General features: G+C 61.8%; 12 protein-coding genes and 1 tRNA gene. 3 read left to right on the top strand and 10 right to left on the bottom strand.

Translation table 11 applies throughout. From position 1 onward, the window contains the following. Positions 1-173: 173 nt before the first annotated feature. The 6 genes from alr to hinT form a co-directional block, all read right to left on the bottom strand. A complete protein-coding gene (gene alr, locus DCS96_RS02545) occupies positions 174-1,412 on the bottom strand; it encodes an alanine racemase (protein ID WP_116472783.1) in 1,239 nt (412 codons plus the stop codon). Positions 1,413-1,876: 464 nt separating this feature from the next. After that, a complete protein-coding gene (locus DCS96_RS02540; protein ID WP_116472782.1) occupies positions 1,877-3,169 on the bottom strand; it encodes an NAD(P)/FAD-dependent oxidoreductase in 1,293 nt (430 codons plus the stop codon). Positions 3,170-3,355: 186 nt separating this feature from the next. Continuing rightward, entirely contained in the window at positions 3,356-4,366 is a 1,011-nt protein-coding gene (gene nagZ / locus DCS96_RS02535) for a beta-N-acetylhexosaminidase (RefSeq protein WP_116472781.1), read from the bottom strand. A gap of 72 nt (positions 4,367-4,438) precedes the next feature. Then, the gene (locus DCS96_RS02530; RefSeq protein WP_116472780.1) at positions 4,439-5,269 is read right to left on the bottom strand and encodes a choline kinase family protein; all 831 of its coding nucleotides are present in this window, start codon (positions 5,267-5,269) and stop codon (positions 4,439-4,441) included. After that, positions 5,259-5,900, bottom strand: coding sequence for a penicillin-binding protein activator LpoB (locus DCS96_RS02525; protein WP_116472779.1), 642 nt, complete (start codon positions 5,898-5,900; stop codon positions 5,259-5,261). The genes DCS96_RS02530 and DCS96_RS02525 overlap by 11 nt, the downstream gene beginning before the upstream one ends. Positions 5,901-5,909: 9 nt before the next feature. Then, on the bottom strand, positions 5,910-6,260 hold the full coding sequence (gene hinT / locus DCS96_RS02520) for a purine nucleoside phosphoramidase (RefSeq protein WP_116472778.1): 351 nt from the start codon (positions 6,258-6,260) through the stop codon (positions 5,910-5,912). A gap of 338 nt (positions 6,261-6,598) precedes the next feature. Here hinT and DCS96_RS02515 point away from each other — a divergent pair. Then, positions 6,599-6,675 (top strand) — tRNA-Pro (locus tag DCS96_RS02515). Positions 6,676-6,850: 175 nt separating this feature from the next. After that, positions 6,851-7,273 carry a hypothetical protein gene (locus DCS96_RS02510; RefSeq protein WP_116472777.1) on the top strand — a complete coding sequence of 141 codons (423 nt, stop codon included), beginning with the start codon at positions 6,851-6,853 and terminating at the stop codon, positions 7,271-7,273. Between the two features lie 172 nt (positions 7,274-7,445). On the opposite strand, the gene putA is transcribed toward DCS96_RS02510, so the two are convergent. Further along, a complete protein-coding gene (gene putA / locus DCS96_RS02505; protein WP_116472776.1) occupies positions 7,446-11,060 on the bottom strand; it encodes a bifunctional proline dehydrogenase/L-glutamate gamma-semialdehyde dehydrogenase PutA in 3,615 nt (1,204 codons plus the stop codon). Between the two features lie 440 nt (positions 11,061-11,500). On the opposite strand from putA, the gene DCS96_RS02500 reads away from it, so the two are divergent. Beyond that, positions 11,501-11,965 carry an Lrp/AsnC family transcriptional regulator gene (locus DCS96_RS02500; protein WP_116472775.1) on the top strand — a complete coding sequence of 155 codons (465 nt, stop codon included), beginning with the start codon at positions 11,501-11,503 and terminating at the stop codon, positions 11,963-11,965. A 12-nt stretch (positions 11,966-11,977) separates the two neighbouring features. Here the strand turns inward: DCS96_RS02500 and DCS96_RS02495 are convergent, their stop codons facing one another. From DCS96_RS02495 to tamA, 3 genes are all read right to left on the bottom strand, one after another. After that, the gene (locus DCS96_RS02495) at positions 11,978-13,792 is read right to left on the bottom strand and encodes a PglL family O-oligosaccharyltransferase (RefSeq protein ID WP_116474501.1); all 1,815 of its coding nucleotides are present in this window, start codon (positions 13,790-13,792) and stop codon (positions 11,978-11,980) included. Between the two features lie 147 nt (positions 13,793-13,939). Further along, entirely contained in the window at positions 13,940-17,626 is a 3,687-nt protein-coding gene (tamB, locus tag DCS96_RS02490) for an autotransporter assembly complex protein TamB (RefSeq protein ID WP_232818168.1), read from the bottom strand. Then, positions 17,623-19,338 carry an autotransporter assembly complex protein TamA gene (gene tamA / locus DCS96_RS02485; protein ID WP_232818167.1) on the bottom strand — a complete coding sequence of 572 codons (1,716 nt, stop codon included), beginning with the start codon at positions 19,336-19,338 and terminating at the stop codon, positions 17,623-17,625. The genes tamB and tamA overlap by 4 nt, the downstream gene beginning before the upstream one ends. Positions 19,339-19,469 lie beyond the last annotated feature (131 nt).

Raw genomic sequence — 19,469 nt, 5'->3', positions numbered from 1 at the left:
TGGCAAGCGTTTTCAAGCTGTCAGGAGCGGGGCCGGCTTAAATCCACCCCGAGTGGTGTGAACCGGCCTTGCCCAGGGCGGCTGAGCCCGGCTCGCGTTAGCCCGCATAGGGCATGGATAGCCGAAAAAACGGGGAGGTCGCCCTCCCCGCTTTTGGCCTGGCGGTGAATGCGTTACTGGCTGACCACGGGTTTGAGGATCTTGGGGTTGGAGTTGCCCCACACCGTGTACAGATCCGCCAGCAGGGCGCCGTTGGCGTCTTCCAGCTCGCCCTGGGTGACTTCCGCCCCCCCCTGCTTGCCGAACAGCACCACTTCATCCCCCGGCTTGACGCCCGGAATATCGGTCACATCGATCATGGTGGTGTTCATCGACACCTTGCCCACCACCGGCGCCCGCTGGCCGTTGACCACCACATAGGCCTTGTTGGTGAACACCCGGCGGTAACCGTCGGAATAGCCCATCGGCAGGTTGGCCAGCAGTGAATCCCGCTCCAGGGTATAGGTGCCGTCATAGCCCACCAGGCTGCCGGCCGGGTAGTTGTTGACCGACGCCACCCGGGTCTTGAACGACATCACCTTCTTGTATTCGGTATAGGAAGGAATGGTGTCGCCATAGATGATACCGCCGGGGCGAACCATATCCAGCCGGGCTTCCGGCACTTCCAGGGTGGTGAAGGAGTTGGCCGCATGCAGGGTCAGCTTGCTGCGATCCAGCTTGCCGTCTTCGATCAGCCACTGGGACTGTTCATTGAATTTGGCCAGCCCGGCGCGCACGAAGTCCGCGTCTTCATACTGGAAATGGGTCATGATGCCGACCAGCTCCAGGTTCTCCAGCGCCAGCAGTTCGCGGGCTTCCTGCTTGCCTGCTTCGGTGGCCATTTCCAGGCCGTTGCGGCTCATGCCGCCGGCATTCAGGCCCAAATGATAACGCAGGGTCTTGCCCGCGGCCTTGGCCACCTCGGCCGCCTGGCGGGCCGCCTCGATATCGCCGAACAGCTCTTCCATCTCGTATTGCAGGCCATTGCTCACTTCCGCCGGCGTGGCGCTGCGTACCCGCATGATGCGCCCTTGATAGCCGCTTTCCCGCACCACTCGGGCTTCTTCGTTGCTGGTGATGCCGATGCAGGGGATATTGGCGGCCATCACCGAGGGCATCAGGTTGGCGATGCCATGGCCGTAGGCGTCGGCCTTCATGATGGCACAGATCTGCGACTTGCCGTCGAGCAGGGTCTGCAGGGTGCGAATATTGTGCTCGAATGCCGCCTGGTCGACTTCCACCCAGGCATTGGCAGACTCAAGCTGGGCACTGCTGGTATCCAGGCCGGTAACGGGAAGTTCGGGGGCGGCCTGAACCTGGGTAGACAGGCAGCCGGCCAGGGCGACGGCCAGCAGGGTAGGGGTAAATTTCATTGCGTGTGCTCCTTGAATAGCGGGTCATCTGCTCCTTTGGCGATAGCTGCCGGCCGGAAAACCGTTTCCAGCCATCAGATGACAAACGCACTATACAGGGAAAAAATTAAAATTTAATAGCGATAATTATCATTTTATTAACACAAAAAACCACAGTAGAACAATAAATAAACATTTAACACTTATTCATTCCCGGTTTCTGCATAATCATTCCCGGCTTCATGCGTCCTGCATTTTCCATGGGCGGCAGAACGACGCCCTCAGGCAAGATATTGGAGTCAATCGGAGCAAGATCCTGCGGGTTTACCGCAGTATGAAAGATGCTTGAAAAGCGACCGGGGGAAATATCTATGCGCCAAACAAAAGGCTCCTCGCGGAGCCTTTTTTTCGGTGCTGCCTGTCCAGCCAGGCATGGATGGCGGAAGCGGCGGGAAGGTCGCCCTCCCCGCCTGGCGTTGCCGGCCTCAGTGCAGCTTCAGCTTGGGTCTTAGCATGCGGTTGATGCGGCCCACCAGCATCATCATGCCGGTGCGCATATAGCCGTGCAGCGCCACCTGATGCATGCGATACAAAGAGATATACACGGTGCGGGCGACCCGCCCCTCCACCATCATGGAACCGCGCATCAGGTTGCCCATCAAGGAGCCCACCGTCGAATACCGGCTCAGGCTCACCAGGGAGCCGTGATCCTTGTAGACATAGGCCTTGAGCGGCTTGTTGTTGAGCTGGGCCACTATGTTGTCAAACGCCTGATCGGCCATCTGGTGGGCCGACTGGGCCCGGGGCGGCACCGTCTTGCCGTCGCCCTGGGGGCAGGAGGCGCAGTCGCCGATCACGAAGATATGGTCGTCCCGGGTGGTCTGCAGGGTCGGCTTGACCACCAGCTGGTTGATGCGGTTGCTTTCCAGCCCGGCGATGTCCTTCATAAAGGCCGGCGCCTTGATCCCCGCCGCCCAGACCATCAAGTTGGCCGGGATCAGCTCGCCGTCCTTGGTCATCAGCCCCTCTTCGGTGGCTTCCACCACCATGGTGGCGGTGCGCACGTCCACCCCCAATGCCTTCAGCTCCTTGTGGGCCATGGCCGAAATCCGCTCGGGCAGCACCGGCAGGATCCGCGGGCCGGCTTCCACCAGGGTCAGCCGCAGGCAATTGCGATTGAGTTTTTTAAAGCCGTAGGCGCCCAGGTGCTCCACCGCGTTGTACAGCTCCGCCGACAGTTCCACCCCGGTGGCCCCGCCGCCGACGATGGCGATATCGACCTTCTCGTCCACGGTGTCGCTCTCGGCATACTGCAGGAAGCGGTTCATCAGCTCGCCATGGAAACGTTCGGCCTGCTGGGGGCTGTCGAGGAAGATACAGTGGTCGCGTACCCCCTTGGTACCGAAATCATTGGACACAGAGCCGATGGCCAGCACCAGTATGTCGTATTTCAGTGCCCGCTCGCCCACCATCTGCCGGCCGTTGTCGTCCAGCAGGGGCGCCAGCTTGATGGTTTTTTCGTCCCTGTCGATGTCGGTCAGGGTGCCCAGATGAAAGCTGAAGCCGTGGTTATGGGCCTGGGAGCGATAGCTGAGGCCGTCGATGCCCGCATCCATGGCACCGGTGGCCACTTCGTGCAGCAGGGGCTTCCACAGGTGGGTCCGGTTTCTGTCCACCAGCACGATTTCCGCCTTGCCCTTACGCCCCAGCTTGCGCCCCAGTTTGGTGGCCAGCTCCAGGCCACCCGCACCACCGCCCACTACAATAATCCTTGTCATATACGACCTCATTAAACAAAAAGAAAAACCTGCAGCTATGGCGGCGTGCCATAGCTGCAGATTCTCACCCCGTCCAGTCCATTTGGGGTGGAGTCTTCATTCTAAAAGTTGAGATTCAAACCACAAGATTGTTTTACCTGAAAATAAAGTCTCGGCAACCGCCCTCCCTGGCCGGTCGCCGTCCTGTTATTCGTGCCAGCCCTGATCCCGACCGAGCCGCAACAGCCTGTCGCCGGCCTCGCGCCAGCGCGGGCTGCTATACAGCTGCTCGGGGCCGCCGCAGCGCGGCTTGCGCAGGGAGGAGAGATCCCGCCGCAGGTCGTGGGGCAAGCTGTCGATGATCTTCACCGCCCCCGTGCGGTTGTTGCAGGCCAGCAGCAGGTCGCAACCGGCTGCCAGGGCCTGCCGGGCCCGCTCGGGATAGTCGCCGGCCACCGCCGCCCCTTCCATGGTCAGATCGTCGCTGAAGATCAGGCCGCCGAAGCCCAGCTTCTGGCGAAGTACCTGCTTGAGCCAGAAGGGCGAGAAACCGGCCGGCTGCGGGTCGACCGCCTCGTAGATCACATGGGCCGGCATGATGCCGTCTATCATGCCGGCGGCGATCAGCCGGCTGAAGGGAACCAGATCCGCCTGCTCTATGTCTGCCAGCTCCCGGGGGTCGACCGGACTCTCGGTGTGGGAATCGGCCCGCACGCTGCCATGGCCGGGAAAATGCTTGGCCACCGTCTTCATGCCCGCCTGACCCATGCCCCGGATGTAGGCACTGGCATTGGCGATCACCGGCTCGGGATCCTGGCCAAAGCTGCGGTCGCCGATCACCTCGCTGCCCCGCTCCAGATCCAGCACGGGGGCAAAGCTGAGGTCGATATCATGGGCCAGCAGCTCGGCGGCCATCAACCAGCCGCAGTCCTCCAGCAGTGACTGGCGATCCTGCCCCGCCAGCGCCGCTATCTTGCCGGGCGCCGGCAGGGGGAAAAATCCCCGGCGGAAGCGCTGTACCCGCCCGCCCTCGTGATCCACGGTCAACAGCAGGCCGGGATTGATGCGGCGAATGGCCTTGACCAGGGCCTGCAGCTGGGGGCTGTCGTGATAATTGCGGCTGAAAAAAATCACCCCGCCCAGGGTCGGGTGCGCCAGCAGTTCTTTTTCTTCGGCATCCAGCTCGCAGCCCTGCAAGTCAAGAATAAAGGGGCCCATGGTTTCTCCTGTATATTAAGAAGGTCACGACGAGTCGGTTCTGTTTCCCGACTGTCCCCCAACCTGCCGAAATCAGGCTGACAGCCCAATCCTGTTCAGTGAGTCGGGCAGCCTGGCGGTCGCCTGCCGTTGATAATCCCGATAGCGGATGTCGTCGGTCTGCTGCCATTGCAGTGCCGCCCACAGGGCGGTGATCAGCTGAACCCAGGGCAACCGGGCCCTGACCCTGGCCAGGCTGATGTCTCCTCCCGCCTCGGCATAGCGCTCCACCAGCCTCCTTCCCCCCTGTTCATCCAGCCCGAAGCCGTCCCACACCACCGCCAGCTCGAAGGCGGCATCACCCATCGCCGCATATTCCCAGTCGATCAACCAGGGCCGGGGGCCCAACAGGTTGGTGCCGCTCAGGTCGTTATGACAAAACACCGGGGTAAAAGGCAGGTTGAGGGCCGGTCGCTCGAACAGCGGCAGCACGGCGGCTATCTCCGCGGGTAGCCGCCGCAGCCGGCTCAGGTAGCGGGCCAGCTGCCCCCGCAGCTCAAGCGGCGGCAACGATGGGGACAAGCCGTGCAGCCTGGCCAGCACCCCCGCCAGGGTGGCGGCGGCAGCCGGCTCCAAATACGACCAGGACGGCTCATCCAGCCAGTCCAGCACCAGTATCCCCCGCGTCGGCTCGGCGAAACGGATAGCCGGCGCCAACCCCGCGTTTGCGGCCGTCCGGTGGGCGATAAGCTCCCGCTGCCGGTCGATGCCCAGCCACTCGGGCCGGGGGCAGCCCAACCTGAGCCAATAGCTGCCGTTACCCGTATCCAGCCGCCAGCTGCGGTTGGTCAGGCCGCCGGCCAGGGGGGTTAGCTTGCCATCGAATGCCGCCGGCAGCAGGGCAAGCAGCCGGCTATTGTCCACTAACCTTGTCAGACCAGAGCAGTTCGCCGCTGCGGAGATCCATCAACTGGGCGCTCAGGGTAAAACCGGCACCGGCCCGGTTCAGGCTGCCCGACAACAGGTAGCTGGCACCGCTCTGCTTGCCCAGACTCACCAGGGCGGCCATATCGGCCCGCCCGCTCTGGTAGGCCAGTTGCTGACGCAGGTTGCTGACTTTGTCACCATCCACGAAAGACAACCGGCTGCTCAGGTTGGCCTGCAGCCGCTGAGTCAGGGCGCGGGTATCCATCGGACTGCCCACCTGATTGCGGATATCATCGAGCAGCACGGCACCCTGTACCTCGTTGATTTGCGGGCTGGACTTGAGCCGGCTGGCCAGGTTGTCCGCCAGCCGGGCCAGGGCCTGATTGCTGGCCGGGGGGGCCGGCATGGTCGGCGCGTCAGGTATCGTCACCGGGGAGACAGGTTCACCGGGGATCATCAGCGGCGGCCTGACGGGCGGCGGCACATCCACGGTCGGCGGTGGTGGCGGTGACGGCGGCTGCGGGGTCACCGGCGTGACCGGTGCCGGCTGCCGCGAATAGGGATCGGGCAGGGTACAGGCCGTCAACACAGCGGCCAGCAACAGGGGGAAAACATGAAGTAATTTCATTGTGTTACCTTAGCGTGCAAGCATGGGTCCCAGGGCACGACCACCCAACAGGTGCATATGGATATGGAACACTTCCTGGCCGCCATGACGATTGCAGTTGACGACCAGCCGATAGCCGTCCTCGCTGATACCGGCCTGTTCGGCCAGCTTGCGGGCCACGGTAAACAGCCGACCCAGGGCCTGCTCATGCTCGGCTTCCACCTCGTTGACCGTCGGGATCAGCACATTGGGTACGATCAGGATATGGGTCGGCGCCTTGGGGTAGAGATCCCGGAATGCGGTCACCAGTTCGTCCTGATAGAGGATCTCGGCGGGGATCTCCTTGCGAATTATTTTGCTGAATATCGTTTCTTCTGCCATCACCGTCTCCTTGAAAGATAAATCACCGGCAGCCATCGGTGCGCCCGTCAGGCCATACCAGAATTCGCTATTATAACCGGGTTAGCCGCTAAGGGAATGAAGTCACCATGAATAAACTATTGATTAAAAACGCAACCCTGGTCAATGGCCGGATTACCCACCAGAACGGGGTGGTCAGTGAGCCGGCCTTCGGCCAGCGGTTGATGTTCAGCTGCTGACTGGGTAAATAGCAGGCAAACGCACCCCAATGGCCGAGACAGCGGTTGACAGCACCCAGACCCTTCCCTAGAATCCCTCCCCGTCGAACAGCCCAAGGGAAGTACGACAACATTGGTTGACGGCGTGTAGCGCAGCTTGGTAGCGCACTGTCATGGGGTGTCAGGGGTCGGAGGTTCAAATCCTCTCACGCCGACCAAAAAACAAAAAAGCCCGAAGGTAACTTCGGGCTTTTTTGTGTCCGCGATTTACGGCGAGTCAGTATTTGTCCGATGGATCCCGGCAAAACCATCATTGACGAGCGGGATCAGATTCAGGTAACACCATTATCGGATACACTGAGCATCTCGCTAATAAAAGGAACAGATGGAACCATGGCTAACTTCAGACAAAAAACCCTGGCCATTGCCCTGGCCGGTATTATCGGCAGCCAACTGGCCGCCTGCGGTACCGTGTTTTATCCCGAGCGCAAGGGCCAGATCAACGGTCGCATCGATCCCGTGGTGGCCATCGCCAACGGGGTGGGTCTGCTGTTTTTTATTGTACCGGGTGTTATCGCCTTTGCCGTGGATTTTTCCACCGGCGCCATCTACCTGCCCGGCGGCCGCCGCGCGGAAAATATCCCGCCCACCGACCACAAGCTGACCGAAGCGGAAATCAACGACACCCTGTACAGTGCCACCGGCACCCGGGTCGACTGGCAGCAGGACATGGTGCTGGTCGAGCGGCTGGACAATGAACAGCAAGTGCATCGCCTGCTGGCAGCCAATTCAGCGGCCATGCGTCAGGTACAATAAGCGCCATTGAATAACACAGCCAAACGATTAAGGGCTCCTCCGGCCAGGCCGGGGGAGCCCTTTGTTTATCCGGCGCCAATCAGCAGGCGAACAAGTATGATCCGGATCCGCTCGCAATAAAAAACGGCCGGGCCCCTTGTCAGGGCCCGGCCGTCAGCAGCCTTCCGGGCGCTTACTCGGAAGCGGCGATCAGACTCGCATTGCCACCGGCAGCCGTGGTATCGACACAGAGGTGGCGCTCAATCACGAAACGCTCCGCATCCTGCTCGGTGAGCAGCGGCAGCAGCGCACCCTCACGGCGAGACAGGGCGACCCGGTATTTGCGCAGCGCTGACTCGTCAGCCGCACTGGCCACCGCCTCGAACCCGCTCACGGTTTCCAGGGCGGCAGGCTGCAACAGGCCATCCAGCCCCTGCACCGGAATTCCGGCGGCCTGTGCTGAAGCCAGTGCCGCCTTGGCACCCGGCGCGACCACAACCACAGCATTACCCTGAGACAGCGCGATACCCGCCTGCTTCATGGCCGATGCCAGATCCGGCCCCAGACAGAGCACCACACCGCGAGGACGGCATGACAGCCGGTTGAGCTCTCCGGTCGGTCCCGGCATCTCTTCCGTGGTGGCGTCCAGGGCGGCAGGTACAACGCCAAACGTCGGCTGCAGGCGCTGCGCACGATCCCGAGCCACTGACCATTCCTGGCCGTTCAGACCCTTGATGGCGGTCTGCAGCTGCTCCGCCGTCACCGTTTCGGCGGCGGAGGTTGCCACGCCCTCGGCGGTGACAGGTGTCATGAAGCGGCGTACATACTGGGGACCACCGGCCTTGGGGCCAGTGCCGGAGAGGCCTTCGCCACCAAAGGGCTGAGAGCCAACGATGGCACCGATCTGGTTGCGGTTGACATAGATATTGCCGACCTTGACCCGGTTGACGATACGCTCCACCCGCTTGTCGACCCGGGTATGCAGACCGAAGGTCAGGCCGAAGCCCTGTGCATTGATCTGGTCCACCACCTTATCGATGTCTTTCGCTTCGAAGGTGGCAACGTGCAGCACAGGCCCGAAGATCTCTTCTTCCAGTTCATGGATGCCCTCGAGCTTGATCACCGTCGGTGCCACGAAGAGCCCTTCTGCGGGAACCGGCAACTGCTTGAGTACGCGACCCCTGGCAGCAAACTTCTCGCAATGGGCCTCGATACCCCGCTTGGCGTTCTGGTCGATCACCGGGCCCACATCGGTGGACAGCTGCCAGGGGTCACCGACGCGCAGCTCGTCCATGGCACCAAACAGCATCTCCAGCAGGTGATCGGCGATGTCCTTCTGGATATAGAGCATACGCAGGGCGGAGCAACGCTGTCCGGCACTCTGGAACGAAGAGGCCAGCACATCACGCACCACCTGTTCCGGCAGGGCCGTTGAGTCCACGATCATGGCGTTCAGACCGCCGGTCTCGGCGACCAGCGGCGCATCCGGGGCCATGGACTCGGCCATTACCTTGTTGATGTGCTGGGCGGTGGCGGTGGATCCGGTAAAGCAGACACCATTGATGCGCGGGTCGGAGGTCAGCGCCGCACCAACGGTACTGCCGCTGCCGGGCAGCAGCTGAATAGCCTCCCGGGGAATACCGGCTTCGTACATCAGCTCGACGGCGCGGGTAGCGATCAGCGCGGTCTGGCCGGCGGGCTTGGCAATCACGGCATTACCGGCCGCCAGCCCCGCCAGCACCTGACCGGCAAAGATGGCCAGGGGGAAGTTCCAGGGCGAGATACAGGCGATCACGCCACGGCCGGCACCGAAATCCTGGTTGCGAAGGGCTTCGTTCGGATAATAGCGGGCAAAGTCGACGGCTTCGCGGATCTCGGCGACGCCATCCAGCAGGCTCTTGCCCGCCTCCCGGGTAGCCAGCGCAAACAACTCACCGGCATGCTCTTCGAACAGGTCGGCCACGCGACCGATACGCTGGCAACGCTCCTCTACCGGCAGCGCAGACCAGATTTTAAAGCCCGACTGGGCGGCATCGATGGCGGCTTCGATATCCTCGCTGGAGGCCTGGGTGACATGACCGACCAGATCCGAGGGTTTCGCCGGGTTGCGTACTTCTTCTACCTTGCCACCGCTGCTCTCACGGGCCAGCACGGGTCCGCCGGTCCACTGGCAAGTCTTGAAGCGATCCCGTTCCGCTTCAATCGCGGCCACCTCTACCGGATCGGTAATATCCCAACCCTTGGCGTTGCGACGTTTGGCACCATAGAGATCGGCAGGACGCAAGATCGCCTTGCTGGACAGTGCGTCGCCCATCGCCTCGACCGCATCGAACGGGTCGCGGGCAATATCTTCCGGTTTGATACGGGTATCGACAATCTGGTTGACGAAGGAGCTGTTGGCGCCGTTTTCAAGCAGACGCCGTACCAGGTAGGCCAGCAGATCCTGGTGGGCCCCTACCGGTGCATAAATACGGCAGCGGGTGCCCTGTTTGGTGAGTACCGCATCGTGCAGTGACTCGCCCATACCGTGCAGACGCTGAAATTCAAAGCAGTCCTTACCCTGGGCCAGCTCGAGGATGGCCGACACCGAATGGGCGTTGTGGGTGGCGAACTGGGGATAGATACGGTCGGTCATGCCCAGCAGTTTCTTGGCGCAGGCCATGTAGGACACATCGCTGTTGACCTTGCGGGTGAAGACCGGAAAGTCCTCCAGACCCATCACCTGGGCACGCTTGATTTCCGCATCCCAGTACGCGCCTTTCACCAGGCGTACCATGATGCGCCGATCCAGCTTGCTGGACAGTGCATAGAGCCAGTCGAGCACGTGAGCGGCACGTTTGCCGAACGCCTGCACCACAACGCCGAAGCCGTCCCAACCCGCCAGGGCAGGATCGGACAGTACGGCCTCGATCACGTCCAGGGACAGATCCAGGCGATCGGCTTCTTCCGCATCGATATTGAAACCCATGTTGGCGGCTTTGGCCTGCTTGGCCAACTCCAGGGCGCGGGGCACCAGCTCGTTCATGACCCTGTCTTTCTGACCGAATTCGTAACGGGCGTGCAGCGCCGACAGCTTGACCGAAATGCCGGGGTTACTGCGGATCTCGGCATGCACACAACTCGGCGCCAGCGCCGCGATCGCCTTTGAATAGGCGCGGTGATAGCGTTGCGCATCCGCGTCGGTGCGGGCCGCCTCGCCCAGCATGTCGTAAGAATAGGTGTAGCCGCGAGACTCGTAGCTCTTCGCGCGTTTGACCGCTTCCTGAATGTCGCGGCCCAGCACGAACTGACGACCCATCTCCTTCATTGCCTGAGCAACCGCGGCGCGCACCACCGGCTCGCCAAGACGCTTGACCATGGAGCGCAGGGTGGTCGCCAGACCCTGAGGGTCGACCGGGGAAAGCAGCTTGCCGGTGATCAGCAATGCCCAGGTGGAGCTGTTGATCAGCGACGAGTTGGACTGCCCCCGGTGCTCACCCCAGTTGCCAGACGCCACCTTGTCTTCGATCAGCGCATCGATGGTGGTCTTGTCCGGCACCCGCAGCAGGGCTTCGGCCAGGCACATCAGGGCCACGCCCTCTTTGGTGGTCAGGCCGTACTGGGCCAGGAATTTTTCCATCATGGTCGGCGTGGAATTGGCACGCACATCGCGTACCAGTTCGGCGGCACGCGCCGAGATGCGGGCGCGGTCATCGGAGGAGATAAGGGCGTTCGCAACCAGAGATTTGACAACCGTTGCCTCATCGGCGAGATAGTGACTACGCATATTTTCCCGGCAAGCGGCCATCGACGGTGCTGTATTGTTCATCCGCCCTTCTCCTTCTGTGTGTGTGGGTACAATCTTTCTTTGAGCCGCCATTCTACCCACAAACAAAGAGTCATATTTCCTATATACAAGTAAAATAAATTACATTTTGACTTATTATTGATACCTGAATTAATTTTTTAACCACTAAAAAATTAAAAACATATCAAATCGACTATTCAGTCTATTCCGGGGCTCGCCGTCGCCGTCAGGGCCTGAAAAAGTCGCCCGAAACACACAGCCCACACGGCACAGGCCGGTCTCTGCCGCCCTCAATGGCAGCTCCTGATTGTGCTCCAGAGATTGACCCCGAGCGCGCCATCGCCCCACGCTTTCCCCGGGATTCCGGCTCAGCAAAGATAAATGGTCGATTTCACCAACAAACGAACCTATGTAGACTATTGGCATACACTCAACCGTAACAATGGGAATAAACACTAAAAATGGCTGAAACCACGGGAAATTTGGACAGGGCTGATTTGCAGATCATCAAGGAACTCCAGGAGAATGCCCGGATGACGGTAACCGAGCTGGCTTCCCGGGTCGGCCTGTCGAAGACGCCATGCCAGCTGAGGATGCGCCGGCTCGAGGAGCAGGGCTATATTACCGGCTATACGGTGCTGGTCGATCAGAACAAGCTCGGCCTCAGCCATATCGCCTTTGTCCAGGTCACCCTCAACGACACCAGCAGCAAGGCGCTCACCGCGTTCAACAAGGCGGTCAGCAAGATAGGCGAAGTCGAACAGTGTCACATGATTGCCGGCGGTTTCGACTACCTGCTGAAGGTCCGTACCAAGGACATCGTCTCCTACCGCATGGTGCTGGGAGAAAAGCTCTCCACCCTGCCCCACGTGGTACAAACCAGTACGTTCGTGGTGATGGAAAGCGTAAAGGATATCGGACTGTAGGCTGTCGATCGGTTAGTAGGCCCCGCCGATGGCGGGCCTGAGGTTGTCGTAGAGCGGGATCAGGCTGTTCAGTTCGGTCGGATCCAAAGAGGGCTCTAAATGGGACAGCCGCTTGCGGCTGCGCGCCATGCTGGCCGGTCGCAACAGCATGACATTGGGATACAACCGCCGGCCCTCGGCCAGTAAACGCTCGGCTTCGTCATATTCACCGGCCGCCCACAGGGCCAGGGAGGCATTGTAGTAGATGCCCGCCCTCGGGGTATGCAGGATAAAGTGTCGGGCCCAGCGGCCATAGTCCCTCAGCCCGGCCTGGTCCTGGCTCAGTAATGCCTGCTTCAGCTGCAGATGCCGTCGATAAAAGGCGCTCCTGTCATACCAGATCAGAGGGTTGACCACCGCCTTCAGCTCGGCCGGCGTGCGGTATTCATCCTGGGCGTAGCGGGTCAGCTGCTGGCTGGAATACAGGCCCGTTGCCATAAACAGCATCACCCCCAGCGGCCAGGCCAGCACCGGCCAGCGGCTCCAGCGCGGCGGCATGGGCAACAGGCAACGCTGGCCGTATTCCGCATCGATCACATAGACCAGCAGCAGGGTCATAAACCAGTGCGGCAGGGAATGATAGAAGGGAAACTCGGTCTGGCTATGAACAAAGATCGGGCTCAGCACGCCGACCCAGGCCAGGGCCTGGGCAAAGGGCACCCGGTACAGCAGCCGCAACACCAGCAGGCTCAGCAATACCAGCCCAACCAGGGGCACGATTCCCCCTTCTATGCCCCACAGCAGGAACTCATTGTGGGGGTGCCCCATTTCGGTAAACAGCGCCGGCGCACCCGGCGTCAGCTCGCGCCAGTCGGCGTAGGTCTGATAGAAGGCATGCTCGAAGCTGCCATAGCCGTACCCCAGCCAGGGCTGGTCCAGCCACATGCGCAGGCCGTGCCGATAGATATCGAGACGACCATCGGCTTCGGTATAGATAGCCAGGCTGCGTTTGCTCATCTCGAACATATCCAGGCCACCTACCCCCAGCAATACCCCGAGCGGGATCAGCGCCAGGCAGGCCAGCAACCGCTTGGAGCGGGTCTTGATCAGGGTCTGCCATATCAGCGGCTGCAACAGCAGCAGCCCCACCAGCAACCCCAGCTGGCCTGCCCGTGACTGCAGCAACACCACCAGCATGGCCCCCGAACCCAGCACGGCGGCAAACCAGCAGGATTTGGCAATAAAGAGGCGCCTGGGGGATTTGACCTCGTTCAGCCAGAGATGGATGGCCAACACCATGCCGGTGGCGATGAAGCTGGACATCACGTTGCGGTGTTGGAAGATGCCGTAGGGAGAACGCACCTCGGTGTTGTAGCCGAAGCGGTTGCCCGGCTCCAGCAGGAAGAACTGGGCCAGGCCCAGCATGATCTCGATGCTCACCGCCGCCAGCAGGCAATACAACAGGTAACGCCGCCCCTTGCCGTTGAAACGGCATTGCTGCAGGGCCAGGTAGAACAGCAGTCCCCCCAGCAGACCCAACATACGCGGCAGGGCATGGCCGGCCACGGTATTGTGATCGGGATAGAAAAACGGCAGGCACAGCAGGCTGCTCGCCAGCAGGGCACCCAGCCAGAAACGGCTGGTCAGCAGCCGCCGCTGCCAGTGCCACAGTCCGACCGCGGTCATCAGGCCGACAAAAAACCAGCCGATGATATTGAAGGGCAGTTGCAGGCCGATGCCGAACAGGTGGGGCAGGTAGAGGTGCATGCCAAACAGACAATAAAGCGCGGCACAGCTCAGCATTATCTTCGCCTGCTTTTCTTGCCGTACCACCTGCTCGGTTTTCATGCTGTAAGGAGAACTCTCGGATCGGGCCATCATCGATGGCCCACACTTTACCCAAGCCGGCCGCAAAATGCATGGGTTCCAACACTGCGAACCGGCAAAATCTGCCCGATGGCGCCATCAGGGCGGGGCATGATATCCCCACTCCGCCTAAAACTCGAATTTATAGAACAGATCTATCGCCTGGTTCAGGCCGCTGGCCGCCTGCAGATACAGCCTGGGCAACAATTCGTAGCGCAGGCGTACCTCACCGATGGCGGAAAAGACCCCGACCCCGTAACCGATCTGCAAGCCGGGCAGCACATAGGCACTGAGGCTCACCCCTGTACCCTCCCCCGAGCCTTCGGTATCGATCACCACATCCTGCAGGCCCAGGCTTTCCGCCACCCCGGTCACCACACCCCCGACCTGGCTGACGCCGGCCCCGATCAGCATGGACTGCATCATGGCGTTGCTGTCCGTTTCGCCGCCGCCGCTCAGGCCGCGCCCCCGCAGCAGCCAGGACAGCTGCTCCACCTGGGGCATTGGCGGCTCGGTAAACACGGTGAACTCTGGCTGTGCCGCACTGCCCGTGACCCGGACCCCGGCGGTGACGGTGCTGTCGGCCATGCTGGAAGGGTTGCGGATGGCCTCCACCGACAGGTTGGGCTGATCGAGGGGACCACTGAACAGTATGCTGCCTTCCCGGATCAACAGGTTCTGGCCGTAGGCCCGGAAGTTGCCGTTGTTCAGACGGATCTCACCGTTGGCCCGCATCGTCTGGCCGGGTCGCTGTACCAGCCGCAACCGCCCTTCCAGCCGGGTTTTCAGACCATAGGCCTCCAGCCTGACATCTTCGAGCAGGCGCACCTGCAGCCGGATGTCCACCGGCAGGCGGGGCCCTGTCTCCTGGATCACGCCGTCCCGCTGCACTATCACCACGTCACTGGACAGCCCCACCGCGCTTTCCGGCAGGCTCTTCACCTCGATACGGGCCCAGGGGATCAAGAGTTCGCCGCGGATCCTGGCCTGCTCGCCCAAGGTGATCTGCAAATCCGGACTGACCCTGACCCGGCCCAGGCCCGGATAACCGGCTCCCAGCTCGCTGCCTTTCAGGCGGATCTCACCGCTGATCGGCAGGCTGGCCCAGTCCAGCTCGCCGTCGATATTCAGCCGTCCCCGGCCCATCCGCATGGTGCCCGTGATCAGGGCGTTGTCACCACGGATATCGAGCCGGCTGCTGAAGTCCCGCACGGTCACTATGTCCGAACGGGTATCCACCTCGCCCCCGGTCAGGTTGATATTGCCGAATAGCAAGGGTTTGCTCAGGGTGCCGTCCAGCCGCCCCTGGCCGGCCAGGGTACCCTGCAGCCGCAGCACTTCCGGCAACAGGGGCGCCAGCCAGTCCAGGTTGAAGGAGTCGATGGCCAGATCACCGCTCAGCCCCCGCCGGCCATTGAGCTCACTGACATTGGCGTTGACCCTGAGGTTACCCAGGCTGTCCGAACGAAAATCGAGCTCCGAGGCCAGCCGGTTGTCCTCGGTGTTGGCCGTGAAGGTCAGGCTCTGATAGGCCACCCGGGTCCCCCTGCTGACAAAGGTGCCCGGCGTGGCACGGATATCCGCGTTCAGCTGCGGGCGCTTGCCTTGCCAGGCAAACTCGGCCCGCCCCTCCAACACCGCCTGCCAGGAAAAGTCATCGGGAAAGAACGCCTGCAGCCGGGCGATATCGAACCGGTTGAAGTTGAAGCCGCCCTTGCCCCGGTCGGCACTGGCCTGCAACGCATCCATACACAGGGACGCCTCGCCCGAACGCCAGCAATGGGCACTCGCCCGGAGTTGGCTCTGGGCCTGTATCCAGCTGAGATCCACTGCCGGTTCCAGCTGCCAACGGTCCAGGGGGGTATCCAGCCGGGCCTGAACCAGTTTTCCCCGCCAGCCCGCTTCGTCCAGGCCGCCGGTCAGCGCCAGTTCACCCGCCAGAGGCTTGCCCTGGATAGCCAGGCTGAGCCGGTGGGCCTGCTGATCGCCGTCGGCCTCCAATCGCAGATCCTGCCAGCGGAGTTCATCCGACTGCAGTTGTGCGGCCGTCAGGCTCAGGCTGCCGCCGACCACCTTGCCCAGGGTAAGCTCAGAAACCAGGGCCAGATCCGTGGCACTGCTGCCATTGAAACCGGCCTTGGGGCTCTTGATATCGAGCGATACCCGGGGCGCATCCCGTTCCCCGCGCACGTCAATCCTGCCCGCCAGTGAACCGTACAAGCCCGGCAGGTACACCGCCAGATCCGGGGCATTGAGCTCCCCCTCCAGCTGCCATTGGCTGTCGATACGGCCATTGACCGTCAGCACATTGTCGCCATTGTTCAGCTGCACCCCTTCGATCTCGCCCTGCAGGCTGTCGTCCAGAGTAACCCGGCCCTGCAAGCGCAGGGGGTAATCCCTCAGCCGGCCACTGACATCGGGCTCGGCCCGCAGCTGCCAATGCCCTTCCGCCAGGCTGAACCGGCTGCTGATAGCCCCGTTCAGACGGCCGGGCAACTCGGCCACAAACACACTGGGATCCACTTCGTTCAGGTTGACCACCCCGTCCCAGTCGATGCCCCGGGCCCAGCCCAGGCGTCCTTCCAGGGCCAGCTCGCCTTCGGGCAGGGTGAGTCTGAGCGGAGCCAGGGTCAGCTGGGACATATCCCCCCGGCCGGTAAGCGCAACGGCAAACTCGGGCAGATCCGGCCCCTGGGCCTGACTGTTCAGGCCCAGTCGATAACCGTCCAGATTTCCCTCCAGTGTCAGCTTGCCCTGCTCCAGCCGCCAGGCGGGTTGATTGAGGGGCCAACCCAGTTGCTTGTAGTCAAGGGTCAAGTCAAAGGGCAGCTCGGGCTGTAACAGAGCAGCCGACAGCACGGCATCGGCATCGATGCCCTCCCGCAGGGCCAGCCTGGCCTTGAGTCTTGCCACGCTCTGACTGAGGGTCAGGGCCAACCGCTGGCCGGCCAGCTGGCCGTCGAGCAGGGGTTCGTGCAGCTCGGCATCCAGCTGCATCGCCAGGGGATAGTCTCCGCTCAGGGTAGCCTCACCGGTCAGTGCCAGGCTGGCCAGCTCATGGTCCATCTCGAACTGGCCTATGGTCAGTTCGCTTTGCTGGCCCTGAACATTCACTTCCAGCCGTGACAGGACCTGAGCCCGGCCGTTTTGCACCAGCCGGCTGTCGAGCAGCCGCAGCTGTTCCACCTGCAGGGGAAACGGCAGCCGTATCTCCGGCAAGGCCAGCGGCTGCCCGGGGTCGGCCTGGGCAGGCTCGGATCCCGCCGAGCCCGACTCGCTCAGGGTGATCGTCAGGCCACTCATCTGCGGCCCGGTGATCCTCATACCGGTGTTATCCCAGCGGGCCGATACCAGCAGGCTTTGCCAGGCAATGGTCTGCCCCGGCAGGCTGATTTTCACCCGGTCGGCACGTATTTCATCGAGATCGACAAGCAACGGCGGCGCTATCTCGCCGAGGGGCTCCCCGGACTGGTCATCACCGCCTGCAGGCAGAGCCTTGATGCTCACCTCTAGGTCGGCGGCATCCAGTCGTTTAAGCCAGAAGCGCTTATCCAGTACCTGTTGCAGTTCCCAGTCAATGGTGACCGCTTCGGCCTTTACAGACAGGGATTCATCCTCATAGGCCAGTCGGCTGAACTGCCAGCCGTAGGCCAGCTGGCCGGACACCAGCTCGCCACTCAGGCCGGGCAGCTGCCGCTGGGCCAGCTGCCACAACCACTGGTTACCGGTATGGGTAAACAGCAGTCCTGCCACCAACACCAGCAACAGCACAACCAGCGCCAGCAGGCCGAGGGAAACACGTTTAAACCAGATCATAATTCGGGGCCCAGGGTGAAGTGTATGCGCCAGGGGGTATCCGGCTCGGACACCCCAAAGGCCAGATCGAGGCGCACCGAGCCAATGGGTGTCAGCCAGCGTACCCCGACGCCGGTCCCCACCTTCCAGGCCTCGCTGTAATCGTTGGTGGCGGTACCGGTATCGACAAAGGTAGCCAGCCGCCATTTCTCCGCTACCCGGTAGTCATATTCCAGGCTCAGGGCAGAAGCATATTTGGCACCCAGACGATCGCCGTTCTCATCGAGGGGGGTAATGGTCTCGTAGCCGAAACCGCGTACCGTCAGGTCACCACCGGTAAAGAAGCGCAGCGACGGGGGCAACTCGGTTACCTCATCCACCCACACGGCCCCCTGCTCGGCCCGGGCGATGACCCGCTGTTTTTCATCGATGGAACGCAGCCACTTGGTGCGCCCCCACAGGCGCACGAAACGGGTGTCCGAACCCCACCAGGGTTCGGACAGCTCCAAGGTGGCCAACTGGGTATCACCCCACACTGGGTCAAGGCCACCCTGGATCCGGGTACGATTGAAGGACACCCCGGGGATCAACAGGAAACTGCTGTCTCTCTGCTCACCCTGGGTATAGGATTCAAACTCGCTGCGGATAAAGGCATCCCGGGTCCAGTCGGTGGCACTCTTGTCCCAGCGGTGGATCGAGGCCACCAGACGATCACTTTCGGTATCGTCCTCATCCAGGCGCTGATAGCCTCCCTGCAGGGTGTAGTAGTTATTCAGCGGATGGCCCCGGGGTATCTTGTAGACCAGGGTGATGTCCTGCTTGGGGGCCGACAGCTTGAGAGTAGTGTTGACGCTGTGGCCCAGGTTGTTGATCCAGGGTTTTTCCCAGCTGGCCGAGGTCCGTGGGCCTTCGTCGGTCGAAAATCCCACCCCCAGCTCGACCTCATTGTCGGCCTTGGCGCGCAGCACCACCGACAGCGGTACCTGCTGGTTTTCGTCGGCCTCGATCACCATGGGCAGCACTTCAACCTGGCGGAAATAACGGGTAGAAGACAGGGAGCGGCTCAACTCGGCCACCCGTGATGCCTGGTAGGGATCGCCCGGCTTGATATCCACCAGCGGCGCGAGCAGGCGATCCACCGGACGGTCCGTGTCGACCCTCAGCTCGCCAAACTTGTATCTGAGACCCGAGTCGAAGGCCAGCTCCACATCCGCGGCATACTCCCAGGGATAGACCCGCACCTGGCTTTTTTGATAGCCGGCATCGAAATAGCCCCGGGTCAGCGCCAGCCTCACCAGGCCGGCCTTGGCCTTCTCATAGACGTCGTGGTGCAGTATATCGCCCTGCCTGAGGTTCAGCTTGCCGAGCCGTTCGGCGAATGCCGGATCTGCCGCCGCATCGCCATCCAGTCGTATATCCAGCTCGCGTATACGCACCGGTTCGCCAGGTGTAACACGGATCACCAACAGCTCGGGATCGTCTTCGGCAGGGCTGATATCGATCTCGGGATTATAGTAACCCAATGCCTGCAGGCTGTTGCGTACCGCCATATCAATGTCGTCACCAAAGCGCTCAACCTGCTCGGGCTTGAGCGGGGGCAGCTGCTTGAGGTAGGCCTCGGCATTATCTTCAAGCTCCCCCTCCAGCCCTCGCAACTGATACTCGACCTCCTGGGCATGGCCCCCCAGGCTCAGCAGCATCAATGCCATAGGCCCCCATAAACGTAAGCTCATACCGCCACTGTCCCCTGGATCTTGTATCGCACCGCTATGCATATCCTTTTAATTATGCCTGACAAGCGGCAGGCCATGGATGTAATACTTCAACAGGCCGCACTTGTCGAAAAGCCCGCATTATGGGACCC

The sequence above is a fragment of the Zobellella maritima genome (assembly GCF_003075035.1).
Taxonomy (GTDB): domain Bacteria; phylum Pseudomonadota; class Gammaproteobacteria; order Enterobacterales; family Aeromonadaceae; genus Oceanimonas; species Oceanimonas maritima.
This window is presented reverse-complemented; position numbering and strand designations above follow the sequence as displayed.

What these genes read in the sequence shown, in the direction of transcription:
- putA (WP_116472776.1), bottom strand. Translation starts at nt 11,060, where the DNA reads ATGAACAATACAGCACCGTCGATGGCCGCTTGCCGGGAAAATATGCGT.
- DCS96_RS02540 (WP_116472782.1), bottom strand. Translation starts at nt 3,169, where the DNA reads ATGACAAGGATTATTGTAGTGGGCGGTGGTGCGGGTGGCCTGGAGCTG.
- hinT (WP_116472778.1), bottom strand. Translation starts at nt 6,260, where the DNA reads ATGGCAGAAGAAACGATATTCAGCAAAATAATTCGCAAGGAGATCCCC.
- alr (WP_116472783.1), bottom strand. Translation starts at nt 1,412, where the DNA reads ATGAAATTTACCCCTACCCTGCTGGCCGTCGCCCTGGCCGGCTGCCTG.
- DCS96_RS02500 (WP_116472775.1), top strand. Translation starts at nt 11,501, where the DNA reads ATGGCTGAAACCACGGGAAATTTGGACAGGGCTGATTTGCAGATCATC.
- tamA (WP_232818167.1), bottom strand. Translation starts at nt 19,338, where the DNA reads ATGAGCTTACGTTTATGGGGGCCTATGGCATTGATGCTGCTGAGCCTG.
- nagZ (WP_116472781.1), bottom strand. Translation starts at nt 4,366, where the DNA reads ATGGGCCCCTTTATTCTTGACTTGCAGGGCTGCGAGCTGGATGCCGAA.
- DCS96_RS02525 (WP_116472779.1), bottom strand. Translation starts at nt 5,900, where the DNA reads ATGAAATTACTTCATGTTTTCCCCCTGTTGCTGGCCGCTGTGTTGACG.
- DCS96_RS02510 (WP_116472777.1), top strand. Translation starts at nt 6,851, where the DNA reads ATGGCTAACTTCAGACAAAAAACCCTGGCCATTGCCCTGGCCGGTATT.
- DCS96_RS02495 (WP_116474501.1), bottom strand. Translation starts at nt 13,792, where the DNA reads ATGAAAACCGAGCAGGTGGTACGGCAAGAAAAGCAGGCGAAGATAATG.
- tamB (WP_232818168.1), bottom strand. Translation starts at nt 17,626, where the DNA reads ATGATCTGGTTTAAACGTGTTTCCCTCGGCCTGCTGGCGCTGGTTGTG.